At 72.5% G+C, this 16,232-nt stretch carries 12 protein-coding genes and 1 pseudogene; 2 read left to right on the top strand and 11 right to left on the bottom strand.

Annotation, left to right across the window (positions count from 1 at the left end):
* Nucleotides 1–293: 293 nt before the first annotated feature.
* From ACSUPV_RS10375 to ACSUPV_RS10400, 6 genes and pseudogenes are all read right to left on the bottom strand, one after another.
* A complete protein-coding gene (locus ACSUPV_RS10375) occupies nucleotides 294–2,381 on the bottom strand; it encodes an IucA/IucC family protein (RefSeq protein ID WP_436947361.1) in 2,088 nt (695 codons plus the stop codon).
* A 156-nt stretch (nucleotides 2,382–2,537) separates the two neighbouring features.
* Nucleotides 2,538–3,998 carry a diaminobutyrate--2-oxoglutarate transaminase family protein gene (locus ACSUPV_RS10380; RefSeq protein ID WP_436949889.1) on the bottom strand — a complete coding sequence of 487 codons (1,461 nt, stop codon included), beginning with the start codon at nucleotides 3,996–3,998 and terminating at the stop codon, nucleotides 2,538–2,540.
* A 318-nt stretch (nucleotides 3,999–4,316) separates the two neighbouring features.
* Nucleotides 4,317–4,808 (bottom strand): tetratricopeptide repeat protein, encoded by a 492-nt coding sequence (locus ACSUPV_RS10385; protein ID WP_436949890.1) that lies wholly within the window; start codon nucleotides 4,806–4,808, stop codon nucleotides 4,317–4,319.
* A 53-nt stretch (nucleotides 4,809–4,861) separates the two neighbouring features.
* A pseudogene (locus ACSUPV_RS10390) lies at nucleotides 4,862–4,939 on the bottom strand (hypothetical protein); the annotation flags it as partial.
* A gap of 22 nt (nucleotides 4,940–4,961) precedes the next feature.
* Nucleotides 4,962–5,405 carry an AAA family ATPase gene (locus ACSUPV_RS10395; RefSeq protein WP_436947362.1) on the bottom strand — a complete coding sequence of 148 codons (444 nt, stop codon included), beginning with the start codon at nucleotides 5,403–5,405 and terminating at the stop codon, nucleotides 4,962–4,964.
* Nucleotides 5,366–5,671, bottom strand: a complete 306-nt coding sequence (locus ACSUPV_RS10400; RefSeq protein ID WP_436947363.1) for a hypothetical protein — start codon at nucleotides 5,669–5,671, stop codon at nucleotides 5,366–5,368. Before ACSUPV_RS10400 ends, ACSUPV_RS10395 begins: the two co-directional genes overlap by 40 nt.
* Before the next feature lie 270 nt (nucleotides 5,672–5,941).
* Here ACSUPV_RS10400 and ACSUPV_RS10405 point away from each other — a divergent pair, with 270 nt between their 5' ends.
* On the top strand, nucleotides 5,942–7,165 hold the full coding sequence (locus tag ACSUPV_RS10405; protein WP_037761564.1) for a trypsin-like serine peptidase: 1,224 nt from the start codon (nucleotides 5,942–5,944) through the stop codon (nucleotides 7,163–7,165).
* Between the two features lie 458 nt (nucleotides 7,166–7,623).
* Complete coding sequence (locus ACSUPV_RS10410) at nucleotides 7,624–8,829, top strand: trypsin-like serine peptidase (RefSeq protein ID WP_436947364.1); 1,206 nt, start codon at nucleotides 7,624–7,626, stop codon at nucleotides 8,827–8,829.
* Nucleotides 8,830–8,910: 81 nt separating this feature from the next.
* Here ACSUPV_RS10410 and hflX read toward each other — a convergent pair whose 3' ends face one another.
* From hflX to ACSUPV_RS10435, 5 genes are all read right to left on the bottom strand, one after another.
* A complete protein-coding gene (gene hflX / locus ACSUPV_RS10415; RefSeq protein WP_031116926.1) occupies nucleotides 8,911–10,404 on the bottom strand; it encodes a GTPase HflX in 1,494 nt (497 codons plus the stop codon).
* Nucleotides 10,405–10,560: 156 nt separating this feature from the next.
* Nucleotides 10,561–12,099 carry a M1 family metallopeptidase gene (locus tag ACSUPV_RS10420; RefSeq protein WP_436947365.1) on the bottom strand — a complete coding sequence of 513 codons (1,539 nt, stop codon included), beginning with the start codon at nucleotides 12,097–12,099 and terminating at the stop codon, nucleotides 10,561–10,563.
* 92 nt (nucleotides 12,100–12,191) lie between these two features.
* A complete protein-coding gene (locus ACSUPV_RS10425; protein WP_436947366.1) occupies nucleotides 12,192–14,375 on the bottom strand; it encodes a RelA/SpoT family protein in 2,184 nt (727 codons plus the stop codon).
* Between the two features lie 298 nt (nucleotides 14,376–14,673).
* Complete coding sequence (gene dapF, locus ACSUPV_RS10430; RefSeq protein ID WP_031116929.1) at nucleotides 14,674–15,546, bottom strand: diaminopimelate epimerase; 873 nt, start codon at nucleotides 15,544–15,546, stop codon at nucleotides 14,674–14,676.
* Nucleotides 15,547–15,652: 106 nt separating this feature from the next.
* Nucleotides 15,653–16,165: a hypothetical protein gene (locus ACSUPV_RS10435; RefSeq protein WP_037761556.1), complete on the bottom strand. Its 513-nt coding sequence runs from the start codon at nucleotides 16,163–16,165 to the stop codon at nucleotides 15,653–15,655.
* Nucleotides 16,166–16,232: the final 67 nt, after the last annotated feature.

A 16,232-nucleotide genomic window follows, 5' to 3' on the forward strand; every position in this document is an offset into this window, starting at 1 on the left:
GAGGCCGGTGCTCCTGGCCCGGGAACACCGGCCCTCCGGTCTCTGTCGGATTCGGCGGACTCGGCGGACCCGGCGGACCCAGCGGACCCGGCCGCGGGCACGGACGCGGTGGCCACGACACGGGCACCGCCACCGCCACCGCTACCGGTATCGGCATCGGCATCGGCATCGGCATCGGCATCGGCATCGGCGGTCGGATCGGCGGGAAGCACCAAACGCTCCTCTCAGAAAGGGAATGGGGCATGTCCTCAGCGAGGAAGGAGGTCGGTTGTGGTCATGGACGGTCAGCGTGATCAGGAGTGCAGGGGGTTGGCGATGGTGACGTAGACGGACTGGGTGTCGACCGGGCCGATGAGTTCGTCCAGGCCGTGCAGCCGGGTCAGCAGGTTGGCCTTGCAGCGCAGGACGGGTGAGTCGAGCAACAGGGCGGGCAGCGAGGTGCGCAGCCGGGCCGGGCCGGAGGCGGCCTGTCCGAGGAAACGGCGGAAGGCGGCGAGCAGCAGTCTCTCGTCGGCCAGTTGCTGGGATCCGAAGGCGCCGATGAGGCCGAGTACGTTGTTGACGGCCAGGTAGTACGCGAGGCGTTCGTCGATGACCTCGTCGCGGACGAACGTGTCGCTCTGCTCCCCGACGCCGGGCAGCCGGGCGTCGAAGTCCGCGCGTCGGGACTCCCGGAAGTAGTAGCCCTGGTTGTCGCGGTAGCGGCCGCCTGTGGGCCAGCCGTCGGCGTCCAGCAGGAGCAGGGTGTTCTGCTGGTGGGCCTCCAGGGCGATGCCTGCCTCGCCGTCCAGCCACAGGACCGGGCGCACGACGTGTTCGAGGTAGCGCAGGAACCACTCGGCGGCTACGGCTCCACTGGGGCGTCCGGTCCTGCGGGCGAGGCCGGTGACGACCGCGGCCAGGCGGGACGACAGGGCGGGGGCAGGGTCCCGCGTCTCCGGCAGATCGGCGACCGCTCCTGACCGCATCGTTTCTGACCGCATTGTTTCCGACCAGGCCGTCTCCAACCAGGCCGTCTCCAACCGGGCCGTTCCCGACCGGATCGCAGAGCAGGGGCGAAGCGAGACGAGTCCGGCGACGCAGGAGACGTCGTCCGCGGGACTGAACGGATTGTGGCGGATCACCACGTCCAGCCCGGGCAACGGGGTGCCGTCGGGGCCGTCGACAGCGAGCCAGGCCGGGTCGCGCACGATGTCGAAGTCCGGATGCACGGCCCGCCACTGCTGCGCGAGGCCGCCGCGGAGCAGGCGATGGACCTCGACACCGCGGTGGAGTTCCTTGCGGAGGTTCTCGCGGCGGGAGTTGGTGATGCGCAGGCCCAGCGACAGCTTGAGCATCGCGGAGGCGCCGGAGCGGTAGACGGTGCGTACGGAGGAGGTGGGGTGCCAGGGAGTGCCGTGGGGGCCGAGGTCGCGGAGCAGTCCGCTGTCCAGCAGGGCGGCTGTCTCGGGACGGTGCCGGACCTCGTGCGCCTGCCAGGGGTGCAGGGGCAGGGGGACGTAGCCGTCCGGCAGCGGCAGTCCGGTTCCGGCCAGGCGTGCGGTGAGCCGGGGTGCGGCGACAGGGCGGCCGCGTTCGGTCCAGGAGGAGTCGGTGGCGAGGACGGAGGGGGCGACAGCCATCCAGTGCAGAGGGAAGGAACCGCGTGTTTCGGGTGAGTACCGCCGGGCTTCGGTCTCGGAGAGTCCCTCGCGGCTCTTCGGGGCGGGGTGCAGGGGGTGTCCGAGGACGAGTGCCTGTTCGGCGGCCAGGAAAAGGTCGGGGGCATCGGCCGGGTGTTCCCGGCGGTCGCGGACGAACGTGGCGACGCGGCCGAGTGAGTCGGCGACCTTCGCGACGAGGTCGGTGACCTCATGGGCGGCGGAGCCGGGGTCGGCCGGGAGACCGGTCGCATGGGCGTCGCTGGTGCCCGAGGTGCGGGCGGTCGCTGCCCGGGCCCTGGACGAGGTGAGCGCCTCCCGGCCGAGCAGAGCGGCGACCGTGACGGCGTCGGCCGGTGGGGCGTGGTCGCGGGTGTCGGCCAGACGCGGAAGGCCGAAGCGGTGCCAGCCCGTCGGGGACCAGTAGCGGACCGGAGCGAGGAGGGCGGTGCCACTGGCGGGAAGGGGAATGTGGAGGACGCCGTCGGCAGGGGCAGGCCGGCCGGTTTCGCGGACCCAGCAGCGCAGCAGGTTCTCCATGGCTGCCGCCTGGGCGGCGATGTCCGGATCGGGGTGCTCCAGGAGGTCGGAGGCGGGACCGGCGCCCATGCCCTCGGGGGGAGACGCCGCAGCCCCCTGGCGGGGAATCACGGAGGTCACCGACGTCTCCGGCGTCCGGACGTCAGGGGGGCCCGCTCCCCGCGTCGCGGCGTGGGCGTCGGGCTCGGGGATGGCGTTCAAGACGGGTACCTCGTGGGGTGGTTCCTGATCGTGCGGTGGTTCCTGATCGTGCGGTCGGGGTGGTCTGCGCGCCGAGGGGTGCGGCATGGCGCGCCCGTGGGAGTGCGAAGTCTCGCGACGTGGTCGCTCATGCGTGAACTCGCGCGCTGCCGCAGCTCACTCGCGGGTACGGCGCTGCTGCCGCGTGACCTCACGGCGCCGTGCCGCGGCCCGGACGGCGTCGGCCAGACGGTCCAGCACGGCGACCGCCTGTTCGTCGGTGATCGTCAGGGGCGGCAGCAGCCGTACGACGCTCGCGTGACGGCCGCCGAGTCCGACGATGAGGCCGCGCCGCAGGCACTCCCTCTGCACATCGGCGGCCAGGTCGGGGGCGGCGGGATGCGGCCGGCGCGGGCTGTCCGCGGTCACCGGCGGATCCCCTTCGCCGTCTCCCGCGGCCCCGGCTCCTCGCCCGGCGTCCGGCTCCGCCTGCGGATCCACCAGCTCGACACCGATCATCAGACCCCGCCCCCGCACATCCCCGACGCACGGGAACTCCCGGGCCAGCTCCTGGAGTTGGTCGAGCATCCGCGCGCCGAGTGCCGCCGCGCGCTCGGCGAGACGGTTCTCCCGGACGTGGGCGAGGGTCGCCGTGCCGGCGGCCATGGCGAGCTGGTTGCCGCGGAAGGGGCCGGTGTCGGCGCCGGGTTCCCAGGCGTCGAGGTCGTCGCGGTGGACGACGACGGCCAGCGGCAGGCTGCCTCCGATGGCCTTGGAGAGGACCATCACGTCGGGGGTCACGCCGCTGTGCTCCACGGCCCAGAAGGCGCCGGTCCGTCCGACGCCCGTCTCGATCTCGTCGACGATCAGCGGGACGGACCGGTCGGCCGTGAGCTGCCGCATGCGCCGCAGCCAGGTGTCCGGTGCGGGGATCACCCCGCCCTCGCCCGGGACGGGCTCGACGATCATCCCGGCGGGCGCCGGCACGCCGGAGCCGGGGTCGTCGAGCACGGATGCGGTCCAATGGGCGGCGAGGTCGGCCCCGCGTTCGCCCCCGACACCGAACGGGCAGCGGTAGTCCTGCGGGTAGGGCAGGCGGACGACCTGGTCGAGGGGGCCGGCGGACGCGTCGAGCGGTCCGGGTGCCCTTCCGTGTCCGGCGCCGGTGAACGCGATGAGGCCGGTCCGCCCGGTCGCCGCACGTACGAGTTCGCAGGCGGTCTCCACGGCGTCGCTGCCGGCCGGTCCGCAGAACCGTACGCGTGCCCGACCGGCGAGCCCTGGCGGCAGGGTGTGGAACAGCTCGGTGATGAAGGCGTCCTTGACGGGTGTGGCGAGGTCGAGGACGTTCAGGGGCGCGCCGGAGTCGAGGACCTTGCGGATGGCGTCCAGCACGACCGGGTGGTTGTGCCCGAGCGCGAGCGTGCCGGCGCCCGAGAGGCAGTCCAGGTAGCGGCGGCCGTCCGCGCCCTCGATGGTGAGTCCCCGTGCCCGTACGGGCACGATCGGCAGGGCTCGGGCGTAGGTCCGGGCCGCGGACTCGCGCGCGGACTGACGGCGCAGGATTCCCTCGTGCGCGGAGCGCGCACCGGGTGCGGCGTCGTCGACGGCACCGTCGGGCAGGGCCTTCACCGGCATACGCCCCACAGCGGCCTCCTCCGGCGCGCATTCCCCATGGGTGGATTCCGCCACGACTTCCCTGACCTCCCACTGGGCACGGGCACAGAGGGCGGCGTGCAGACAGCCGGACCCCCACCGCTACCAACCCCGGACCGCTCACGCGGTTACGGGTTCCCTCAAGATCCTGCAAGATCCTTGTCGCGGCATGACCCGGCGAGGTCCCGCTGCGAGCCCGAGATGTCCGACGGGACGTCTCACCTTCCGAGAAGGTCACGGACCTCCGCGACCTGTGCCGCGCCGAGGTCGGTGTACTCCGACAGGGCCCGTTCCAGGTCCTTATGTCGTACGGGCGCGCTCGAAGCGGTCGGCGGCGGACGTCGGTTCGCCGGTCCGCGCGTCGACGACGCCCAGTTCGACTTCCGCCCAGGCCGCACCTCGGAGGTTTCCCAGCTCCTGGTACTTGTGGAGTGCGGCAACGCCTCGTTCCCGTGCGGCAGCGTGCTCGCCCTTGACCCTGTGGAGCGTGCAGAGCTCGACGAGCACGTCCGCGATGTTCCGCTCGCTGTGCAGGCTCCTGAACTCCTCCAGAGCCTCTTCGAGGAGGTCCTGGGCCTCGGTGTGACGGCCCTGGATCCGTCTCACGATTCCGATCTCGCGTCGCGCCCAGGCACGGCCGTTGCGGTCCGACGCGACGGAGTTGATCCGCAGGGCCGCGCGGAAACGGTCCTCGGCGCTGTCGTGGTCTCCGGTGAGGCGGTCGATGGTGCCGAGTTCGATGAGGATCCACGCCTCGTTCCGCTGGTTCCCCTGCTCCTGGTAGATGCGCAGCCCTCGGAGAGCCTGTCCCGCGCCTCCGCGTAGTCGCCGGTGGCCCTGTTGATCATCCCGAGCACTCCGAGCCCGTTGGCCTCTCCGCGCCACTGGTCCCGGTCCCGGTGGAGGGCGACGGCCCGCAGCATCCTGGCGCGGGCCGTCGGGTAGTCAGCCAGGTGGTAGAGGTTCGTGGCGACTTCGCCGGCGCAGTACGCCTCGTTGCGATGGTCGGTGCGGCTCGGCACGCAGGGCGGGCGGGGTCGGCTCGGCGACCATCAGGAACGGTCTGTCCCCGACCGCGGTGCGCCACTGCGTAGTCATGCTGTCCAGGTCGAAGTCGGTCGTCGCCGGAGCCGCTCCGACGGTGACCAGCACCGCGGCGAGAACGTCCTCCGGGCGAACGTGGCCCGCCGGCCCCGTGTTGCTGCGGTACCCCACGAAGAGCCGCCCGCCCGGGTAACGCTCCCCGAGCCGGTGGGCCGCCTGGACGGCGAGCTCCGTCTTGCCGCTGCCGGAGCGGCCCGTGACGAGACAGACGAGAGGTCGTGTCGCGGTGGCGGGCGGCTCGGCGGTCAGCAGCCGGTCCAGCTCGTTGTCACGGCCGGCGAACACCGCCGCGCCCGGCGGCAGTGTGTTCGGGCCATCGCTCCGGCCGTCGGATCCGTGACCGGAGCGGAGTCGCCCGCGGCGGGACTGCCGCCCGGGACCAGCGCGGCCCTCAGGGCGGCGAGCGTGACCAGCAGGAGCAGCGCGCCGAAGAGCCACCAGTTCCAGGTGGCGGTGACCAGGTTCGTCAGCGCGCCCACGGCGGCCCCGAGGACGGTTCCGGCCGCGAGCAGCAGCACCTCACGTCGTCGCCTGTCGGGACTTCCTGCCATGGCCCCCCTGTCCTGCGCGAACGGGACCTGCGCGAACGGGACCTGCCCGCTCGGACACCGTTCCACTCCGGATCCCGTACGGGTTGTCTCAAGATCCTTTCCGTGACGGAACTGTTGCTGTTCCGTCGGTCCTCCCCCACAGCCACCCCATAGGGTGTGGTGCCGTTCCCGGACGCGGTGAGTCGGCCCGAAGTCCCCGTACAGCGGTGGAGAACGGCGGCCGAAGCACCGGTGTCGTCCATGTTCGTCCATATCAGGGGGAGTCAGATCATGCGATCCACACGGCCGTCGTCCACCACCGGTCCAGGGGGGAGGCCGCGCCGCAGGAACTCCCCCGTGCTGGCCGCCGTGGCCCTCGCCTCGGCGCTCGCGCTGACCGCCACCGCCTGCGAGTCGGGGGACGCCGCGGCGGGCGGGGAGGCCTCCGCATCCGCCACCGCCTCCGACGACGGCAAGCTCAGGATCCCGGACGACATCAGGGACCGGCTCCGCGAGCACGGGATCGACATCGACAAGTGGAAGAACGGCGCCTGGAAGAACTGGGACCGCGACGACTGGCTGCGCGAGGCCCACGAGTACATCAACCCCATCATCGAGGGGCTCTGGGACCCGGACCGCATGCGCGAGGCCGAGGAGCCGGACCAGGGCGTCGACGACGGTGACCTCTCGGGTGACCAGGGCGTCACCGACCCCACGCCCGCGCCGGTCGAGGCGCAGGCGGTGCCGCCGTCGTACCACGCCGCCGTTCCCACGGCCGGGAAGGTGTTCTTCGACTCCCCCAAGGGCTCGGCCGTCTGCTCGGCGACGGTGGTGCAGGACCCGGCCCACCCGGGCAAGTCCAACCTGGTGTGGACGGCGGGCCATTGCGTGCACGCGGGCAAGAAGGGCGGCTGGTACCGCAACATCGCGTTCGTGCCGTCGTACAACGACGACGGCAAGTCGGTCGCGGAGCTGGAGAACGCCACCCGTGAGGACGTCGCACCGTACGGCGTCTGGTGGGGTGACTGGGCGCAGACCTCGGACCAGTGGATCGAGCAGGGCGGTTCGACGGGCGGGGACGGCGCTCCGTACGACTTCGCGGTCATCCATGTGACGCCGGAAAAGGGCAGCGGCGGCAAGTCGCTGGAGGAGACGGTCGGTTCGGCGCTGCCGGTGGACTTCGAGGCGCCCGCCGTACCGAAGGCCGACCGCGTCACGGCGATCGGCTACCCGGCCGCGCCGCCGTACGACGGGCAGAAGCTGTACCGGTGCCAGGACCGGCCCGGACGACTGTCGGTCACCGCGTCGGATCCGACGATGTACCGCATCGGCTGCACCATGACCGGCGGTTCGTCGGGCGGCGGCTGGGTCGCGGAGGGCGCGGACGGCAAGCCGGCGCTGGTGTCCAACACCTCGATCGGCCCGGTGACGTCGGGGTGGCTGGCCGGACCGCGGCTGGGTGAGGCCGCGAAGGGCGTGTACGACTCGGTGAGCGAGAAGTTCGCGGGTCGGTGAGCGCGGGCCGGGCCGGACTCTTCGGCCGACCGCTGGGCGCCTGCCGAACCCCTCGGCGGGCCGGTGAGTTCCTCGGCGGGCCGGAGGGCGCCTGCCGAGGCCCTCGGCCGACCGGTTAACGCCTGCCGGACCCTCGGCCAGCCTCTTAACGCCTGCCAGCGCCTCAGCCGGCCTCTTAACGCCTGCCGGACCCTCAGCCGGCCTGTTAACGCCTGCCGAACCCTCGGCCGGCCGGTCAACGCCTGCCGGACATTGCGCGGTGGAGGGGCGCCCGGCGCAATCGGCAACGCGCCGGGCGCCCTCCTCCCAGGAACGCGCCCGGCGCGTTCACACCGGCGTCACGCTCGGCGCCCTCCGAACGCACCCCCGCGCCCCGCCGAAGTACCCAACCCACCACCCCTGGCTCACTCACCATCCGGCAGCACAGAATTCGTACGCACAACGGGGGTCATCGCACCATGCGTTCCACACGTACGCCCGCGGCACCGAGACGCGGGCGGCGTACCGCGCTCGCCGCGACCGGGCTCGTCGCCGCCCTGGCGCTCACCGCCACCGCCTGTGGCGGTTCGGCGGACCCGGCGAGCGACAAGCCCGACGCCACCACCTCGCAGGCCGCCGCGCACGGCGGCGGCAAGGTGCAGATCCCGGCCGACCTCGCGGGCAAGCTCAAGGAGCACGGCATCGACGTCGACCGCTGGAAGGACGGCGGCTGGAAGGACTGGGACAAGGACAAGTGGCTCAGTGAGGCCAAGGACTTCGTCAACCCGGTGATCGAGGGCCTCTGGAAGCCGGACCGGATGCGGTCCGCCGAGGAGGCGAACAAGACGGTCACGACGAAGGACGCGTCCGCCGGCCAGGGCGTCAGCGACCCGGACCCGGCCCCCGTCCGGGCGCAGCCCGAGAAGACGCCGTACCACCGCAACGCGGCCCCGGTCGGCAAGGTCTTCTTCGACTCCCCCGACGGCCCGGCGGTCTGCTCGGGCACGGTGATCAAGGACGTCAACCACCCGGGCAAGTCCAACCTGGTGTGGACGGCGGGCCACTGCGTGCACGCCGGCGGCAACGGCGGCTGGTACCGCAACATCGTGTTCGTCCCGGCCTACAACGACCTCGGCAAGTCCGAGGCGGAGCTGAGCAACGCGAACCCGGCCGAGATCGCCCCGTACGGCAACTGGTGGGCGGACTGGGCGTCGACCTCGAACCAGTGGATCCAGGGCGGTTCGGAGACCGGCGGCGACGGCGCCGCCCACGACTACGCCGTGCTGCACGTGAAGCCCGAGCAGGGGGCGAAGTCCCTGGAGGAGACGGTCGGCGCCGCGCTGGACGTGGACTTCTCAGCCCCGTCCGCCGCCGAGGCGGCCAAGATGGGCGCCTGGGGTTACCCGGCCGCGCCGCCCTACAACGGCCTGAAGATGTTCAAGTGCGTGGACGTCCCCGGCCGGTTCTCGCTCTCCCCGGCCCTGCCGACGATGTACCGCATCGGCTGCACCATGACCGGCGGCTCGTCCGGCGGCGGCTGGTTCCGGGTGCTGAACGGCAAGTCCGTGCTGGTCTCCAACACCTCGATCGGCCCGGCCGACAACAGCTGGCTGGCGGGCCCGCAGTTGGGCCGGGACGCCGAGGCGCTGTACCAGAACATGAGCAGGACGTACGGCGGTCGCTGACCCGGACGCGCCGAAGGCCCGCTCCCTGCGGACAGGGGGCGGGCCTTCTCACATCAGGCCGCGGACGTCAGAGCGCGGATGTCACAGCGCGGGTGCCGGAACGTACGGCGTGAGCTCCGCCGCCAGTTCCTCGTGGACCCGCACCTTGAGCAGGGTGCCCTCCGGGGTGTGCTCCTCGGAGATCACGTCGCCCTCGTCGTGGGCACGGGCGACCAGCTTGCCGTGCGTGTACGGCACGAGCGCCTCGATCTCGACCGACGGGCGGGGCAGCTCGTTGTCGATGAGAGCGAGCAGCTGGTCGATGTTCCGGCCGGTGCGGGCCGAGACGGCGATGGAGCGCTTCTCGACGCGCAGCAGCCGCTGGAGCGTCAGCGGGTCGGCCGCGTCCGCCTTGTTGATCACGACGATCTCGGGTACGTCGGTGGCGCCGACGTCCCTGATCACCTCGCGCACGGCGGCCAGCTGCTCCTCCGGGTTCGGGTGCGAACCGTCCACCACGTGCAGGATCAGGTCGGACTCGCCGACCTCCTCCATCGTGGAGCGGAACGCCTCGACCAGGTGGTGCGGCAGGTGGCGCACAAAGCCGACCGTGTCGGCCAGCGTGTACAGCCGTCCGCTCGGGGTCTCGGCCCGGCGCACGGTCGGGTCGAGGGTCGCGAACAGCGCGTTCTCCACCAGCACGCCCGCGCCCGTGAGGCGGTTGAGCAGGGAGGACTTGCCCGCGTTGGTGTAGCCCGCGATGGCCACGGACGGCACCTTGTGGCGCTTGCGCTCCTGGCGCTTGATCTCGCGGCCGGTCTTCATCTCCGCGATCTCCCGGCGCATCTTCGCCATCTTCTCGCGGATCCGCCGCCGGTCCGTCTCGATCTTGGTCTCACCGGGGCCACGGGTGGCGAGGCCGCCGCCCTTGCCGCCGCCCATCTGCCGGGACAGCGACTGACCCCAGCCGCGCAGCCTCGGCAGCATGTACTGCATCTGCGCGAGCGCGACCTGCGCCTTGCCCTCTCGGGACTTGGCGTGCTGGGCGAAGATGTCCAGGATCAGGGCCGTACGGTCGATGACCTTGACCTTGACGACGTCTTCGAGGTGGATGAGCTGGCCCGGGCTGAGCTCACCGTCGCAGATGACGGTGTCGGCGCCCGTCTCGATGACCACGTCCCGCAGCTCCTCGGCCTTGCCGGAGCCGATGTAGGTGGCCGCGTCGGGCTTGTCGCGGCGCTGGATCACACCGTCGAGCACCAGCGCGCCCGCCGTCTCCGCGAGGGCGGCGAGCTCCGCGAGGGAGTTCTCCGCGTCCTGCACGGTCCCCGTGGTCCAGACGCCGACGAGGACGACCCGCTCCAGGCGGAGCTGGCGGTACTCGACCTCGGTGACGTCCTCGAGCTCGGTGGAGAGGCCCGCCACGCGGCGCAGAGCCGCGCGGTCGGAGCGGTCGAACTGGTCGCCGTCCCGCTCTCCGTCGATCTCGTGGCTCCAGGCGACGTCCTCTTCCATCAGGGCATCGGCCCGAAGACCCTCGGGGTGGCTGTGCGCGAAGCGCTTGGTGTCCTGGGAAGGGGAAGAAGAGGAGGTCATTGGATCCTTACGTAGCTGGGAAACCGTTGGGGTGACGGAGCGCTCGGAGCCGTCCCGTCACTGTCGACAACGCACGAGCCTTCCGGGAGATTCCCGGCGCTCGGTGCCGCGCCGACCTGAAGATGGTCGCACGACACGGGGCGTCTCGTCACCGGGTTATCGGGCCGCTGCTCCGGCAGGCACAGCTGCCCCGGCCGGCTTCGCGGGCGCGGCCGGTTTCGCGGGCGTCTCCGCCTTCCACTCCGGGTGCCCCGGCATCGGCGGGGTCCGCTCGCCGTACAGCCAGCCCTGGAAGAAGCCGTCCAGGTCGCGGCCGGAGATCTCGGCGGCGAGCCGGACGAAGTCCTCGGTCGTGGCGTTGTCGTCCTGGTGGCGGCCGACCCAGGCGCGTTGCAGGCGTTCGAAGGCCGGGCGGCCGATCTCCTGGCGCAGGGCGTACAGGACGAGCGCGGCGCCGTCGTAGACGTTGGGCCGGAAGATGCCGGTCTTGCGGCCGGGCTCCGGGGCCTTGGGGGCGGCGGGCGGTCCGCCTGCGGCGCGCCAGCGGTCGGAGGCGCCGTACGCGGCCTTCATGCGGTCCCGCATCGGCTTGCCGGCCTGTTCCTCGGCGTAGAGCGCCTCGTACCAGGTGGCGTGGCCCTCGCTGAGCCACAGGTCGGACCAGGTGCGGGGGGTGACGCTGTCACCGAACCACTGGTGGGCCAGCTCGTGGACCATGATCGATTCGACGTACCAGGCGGGGTGGGCGGGGTCGGTGAAGAGCTCCCGCTCGAAGAGGGAGAGCGTCTGGGTCTCCAGTTCGAAGCCGGTGGAGGCGTCGGCCATGAGCAGGCCGTACGTCTCGAAGGGGTAGCGGCCGACCTTGCTCTCCATCCAGGCGAGCTGGCCGGGGGTCTTCTCCAGCCAGGGTTCGAGGGCCCTGCGGTACCGGGTCGGTACGACGTCCCGGATGGGCAGGGCGTGCGGGCCGGTGCGGTGCAGCACGGTGGAGCGGCCGATGGAGACCTGGGCGAGTTCGGTGGCCATGGGGTGCTGCGTGCGGTACGTCCACGTGGTCGCGCCGCCGGACCGGTCGACGCCGGCGGGCAGGCCGTTGGCCACGGCCGTGTGGCCGTCGGGCGCGGTGACCCGGATGGTGAACATCGCCTTGTCGGAGGGATGGTCGTTGCAGGGGAACACCAGGTGCGCGGCGTCGGCCTGGTTGGCCATGGCGAGGCCGTCCGCCGTGCGCACCCAGCCGCCCTCACGGCCCTTGGCCGGGACGGGGTCACTGGTGTGCCGCACGGTGATCCGCATCCAGTTGCCGTCCGACACGGAGTCCTCGGGCGTGATCACCAGGTCCTCGCCGGCGGTCCGGTACGCGGCGGGCTCGCCGTCGACCTCGATCGAGTGGACGGTGCCGTGGGCGAAGTCCAGGTTGATCCGGTCCAGGTCGGCGGTGGTCCAGGCGTCGATGGTGGTGACGGCGCGCAACGGCTCGCCGTTGTTGCCGGGGTAGGTGAAGGAGAGGTCGTACGAGGCGACGTCGTAGCCGGGGTTGCCGAGGTGCGGGAAGAGGCGGTCGCCGACGCCGAGGGGGACGGCGGGGGCGCTCGCGGCGAGGAGGCTGACGGAGACGGCCGGGGCGAGCAGGGCGGCGGCCGTCCGGCGCCGATGGGTGGGGGTGGCGGCCTGGCGGTGGGGGGTCGGGGGCATGCCCCACGGCTATCAGCGCGCGCGGGCGCGGCACGGACGACGCGCGCCCGGCCCACCCGAACCGGGGACCGGGGCCTGCGCCGCCTGCCGCCTCAGCCGCCCTGAGGCTGCGGCTGCGCCCGGCTCACGTCGTAGACCCCGGCCACGTTGCGCATGGCGCGCATGAGGGCCGGCAGGTTGGCGGCGTCCGGGAGCTCCACGGTGTATGTGTGGCGCACCTGCTGCTGGGTCGGGGGCTCGACGGTCGCGGAGACGATCTCGGCGCCTTCGAGGGCCATGGCCTCGGTGAGGTCCGCGAGCAGATGGGGACGGACGAACGATTCGGCGACGAGCGTGACCCGGCACTCGGTGGCCTCCCCCCAGCGCACGTCGACCTCCGCACGCCCTCCGTCGCGCATGCGCGCCACCGCGGCGCACTCGGCGCGGTGCACGGTGACCGCTCCCCCGCGTACGGCGAAGCCCGCGATCTCGTCGGGCGGTACGGGAGTGCAGCACCGGGCGAGCCGGACGGCCGCGCCGGGCCGGTCCGTGAGGACGTTGCCCGCGGCGGGCCGTGCGGCGGGCTGCTCGGCGGCCGCGTCCGGGTCGGGTACGCCGGCGGCCGGCCGGTTTGATGCCCGGCCCTGTGCGTCCTGCGCGTGCGCGTCGGTCCGCTGGGCCTCGGCCTGCGCCGGGTGGGCGGCGAGCCACCGCTGGATGGCGATCCGGGCCGCGGGCGTGTGGGCGTGCTCCAGCCACTCCGGGGAGGGCTCGGAGGCCGGGTCCTGACCCATGAGGAGCTGGACGGTGTCGCCGTCCTTCAGAACCGTGCTCAGGGTCGCCAGGCGGCCGTTGACGCGGGCGCCGATGCACGCGTGCGCGTCCTCCCCGTACTGCGCGTACGCGGCGTCCACGCAGGTCGCCCCCTCGGGCAGGCCGAGCGTGCCCCCGTCGGGCCGGAAGACGGTGATCTCGCGGTCCTGGGCGAGGTCCTCGCGCAGGGTCGACCAGAAGTGGTCGGGGTCGGGTGCCGCCTCCTGCCAGTCGAGGAGCCGGGAGAGCCAGCCGGGGCGGGTGGGGTCGACGCGCTCGCCGTCGGCCGGGTCGTCGGGGGCGGGCGCGTACGGGTTGCCGAGGGCGACGACTCCGGCCTCGGCGACCTTGTGCATCTGGTGGGTGCGGATGAGGACTTCGACGACCTGGCCGTCCTCGCGGGCGACGGCGGTGTGCAGCGACTGGTAGAGGTTGAACTTCGGTACGGCGATGAAGTCCTTGAACTCCGAGACCACTGGCGTCATGCAGGTGTGGAGTTCACCCAGGACGCCGTAGCAGTCGGCGTCCTCGTTCACCAGGACCAGCAGGCGGCCGAAGTCGGAGCCGCGGAGCCGGCCGCGTTTGCGTGAGACCCGGTGCACGGAGACGAAGTGGCGGGGCCGGATGAGGACTTCGGCCGGGATGTCCGCCTCGCGCAGGACGGTGCGCATCTCGTCGGCGACCTCGGCGAGCGGGTCGTCCGCGCGGCCGGCGTTGCGGACGATCAGCTCCCTGGTGTGCGCGTACTCCTCGGGGTGCAGGATCGCGAAGACCAGGTCCTCCAGTTCCGTCTTGAGCGCCTGGACGCCGAGCCGCTCGGCGAGCGGGATGAGCACGTCACGTGTCACCTTCGCGATGCGCTCCTGTTTCTCGGGGCGCATGACGCCGAGGGTGCGCATGTTGTGCAGCCGGTCGGCGAGTTTGATCGACATGACGCGGACGTCGTTGCCGGTGGCGACGAGCATCTTGCGGAAGGTCTCGGGTTCGGCGGCGGCGCCGTAGTCGACCTTCTCGAGTTTGGTGACGCCGTCGACGAGGTAGCGGACCTCCTCGCCGAACTGGTCGCGTACCTGGTCGAGCGTCACGTCCGTGTCCTCGACGGTGTCGTGGAGCAGGGACGCGGTCAACGTCGTCGTCTCGGCGCCGAGTTCGGCGAGGATGAGCGTCACGGCGAGCGGGTGCGTGATGTACGGCTCGCCGCTCTTGCGCATCTGGCCGCGGTGCGAGGACTCGGCCAGGACGTAGGCGCGGCGCAGGGGTTCGAGGTCCGCGTCGGGGTGGTGGGCGCGGTGCGCCTCGACGACGTGGCTGATGGCGTCGGGCAGCCGGTCGCGGGCGGCGGGGCCGAGCAGCGCGGCTCTGCCGAGGCGGCGCAGGTCGATCCGGGGGCGGGCCTTTCTGCGCGGGGCTGTCGGCGTCACCGGTCCCGACACCGCGCCCGGCATCGGGCCTGGGGTCACGGAATTCGTGGCCTCCGCACTCATGGGCACCTCCGGCTGCGTCAACCGGCGGACGGGGTGCCCCAGGGCGGACACGGCTCAGGGGGCGGCTTCGGTCCCCCGTCCGGGCCGGTGCTTGATGCTATCGAGCCCACCACGCGCGGCAGACCGCCTCTCGCCGAGCGTGAAACTGATCACCCATTCGAGGGACGAATGTGAGGTTTGTACCCCCATGCATCCGGGCCGAGGAGGTCCACTTCTCGCCAAGTGGCCGATTATCAACGGCTGTTTCACGTCGACCGGCCAGGGGGCACACCGCTGCCGCGGGCCTGTTGTGCCCTGCTCATGCGGCCGCGACGGCCGCCAGCCAGTCCGCGTCGATCTCGCCCTCGGCCACGATCACCGCCGGGCCCGTCATCTCGATCTCGCCGTCGGGGCGCTCGGTGATCACGAGGGTGCCACCGGGGACGTCCACGGTGTACGTCACCGGGGTGCCGGTGACCGCCGGGTCGGCGCCGTCGCGGCGGGCGGCGGCCACGGCGACCGCGCACGCGCCCGTGCCGCACGAGCGGGTCTCGCCGGCGCCGCGCTCGTGCACGCGCAACGCGACGTGCCGGGGGCCGCGGTCGACGACGAACTCGACGTTCACCCCGTCCGGGTACGCGGTGGCCGGGCTGAAGGGCGGCGGGGAGTACAGGTCGCCGGCGTGCGCGAGGTCGTCGACGAAGGCCACCGCGTGCGGGTTGCCCATGTTGACGTTGCGCGCGGGCCAGCTGCGCTCGCCGACGCTCACCGTGACGTCGCCCTCGGGGAGCAGTGCCCTGCCCATGCCGACGGTGACGTCACCGTCCTTGGCGATGTGGACGGTCTTCACGCCCCCGCGCGTGGCGACGGCGAGGTCCCCCTCGGTCACGTGCCCGGCGCGCTGGAGGTAGCGCGCGAACACCCGCACGCCGTTGCCGCACATCTCGGCGATCGAGCCGTCGCCGTTGCGGTAGTCCATGAACCACTCCGCCTCGGCCGCCATGCCCGTGGCCTCGGGATGCGCCGCGGATCGCACGACGTGCAGCAGCCCGTCGCCGCCGATGCCCGCGCGGCGGTCGCAGAGGGCTGCGACGGCGGCCGGGGGCAGGTCGATGACGTTCTCGGGGTCCGGGACGATCACGAAGTCGTTCTCGGTGCCGTGACCCTTGAGGAAGGCGATCCGGGTGCTCATGCCCTCGATCGTACGGCGCGCCGCACGGGGAGGGGCCGGGGTGGTGGTCGCCTGCGGGTAGGGGGTGGCTGGTCGCGCGGTTCCCCGCGTCCCTGACGGGGCGCCTTCAGCGGAGCCGGGCCACCCGCCACACGGCCAGGACGACCACCGCGGCCACCATCACGGCGTACGCCAGGACGACACGCCAGTCCGGTCTGCGGCCCGAGCCCTTCGCCGGCAGGCCCGGCCAGGTGTAGCCGACGCGGCGGGCCGCCATCATGCCCCAGCCGGCCGCGCAGGAGCAGATCAGCAGGCCGAGCATGGCGATGACGGCCCCGCTGTCGCCGAAGTCGAAGGCGAGCGGGAACGCGAACATCAGGGAGCCGAGGGCGGCCAGGCCCACGATGGGCGCGAGCTGCCAGATGCGCAGCCTGCGCTGCGGGCGCAGTTCGACCTCGACCTCGCCCGCGAACATCTCGTCGGGCTCGGGGCCGTCGTCCGTCACACTCGGCGTCTCGTCGGGCCCGTCGGAGCTGAGGCGGTCCGTCTCCTGCTCCGGTCCGTCCTCGTGCCCCGGCTCATCCCGCTCGGCGGTGATGTGATCGGTGCTCTGTGCGGTGTCGCGAGGGCCGGCCTCCATCGCCACGCGCCCTCCCAACTAGGACTCAACTCGGTCGATCGAAGCTCGATGATGGCACGCCGCCGAA

It is taken from the genome of Streptomyces sp. SudanB52_2052, from assembly GCF_964272415.1.
Lineage (GTDB): Bacteria > Actinomycetota > Actinomycetes > Streptomycetales > Streptomycetaceae > Streptomyces > Streptomyces olindensis.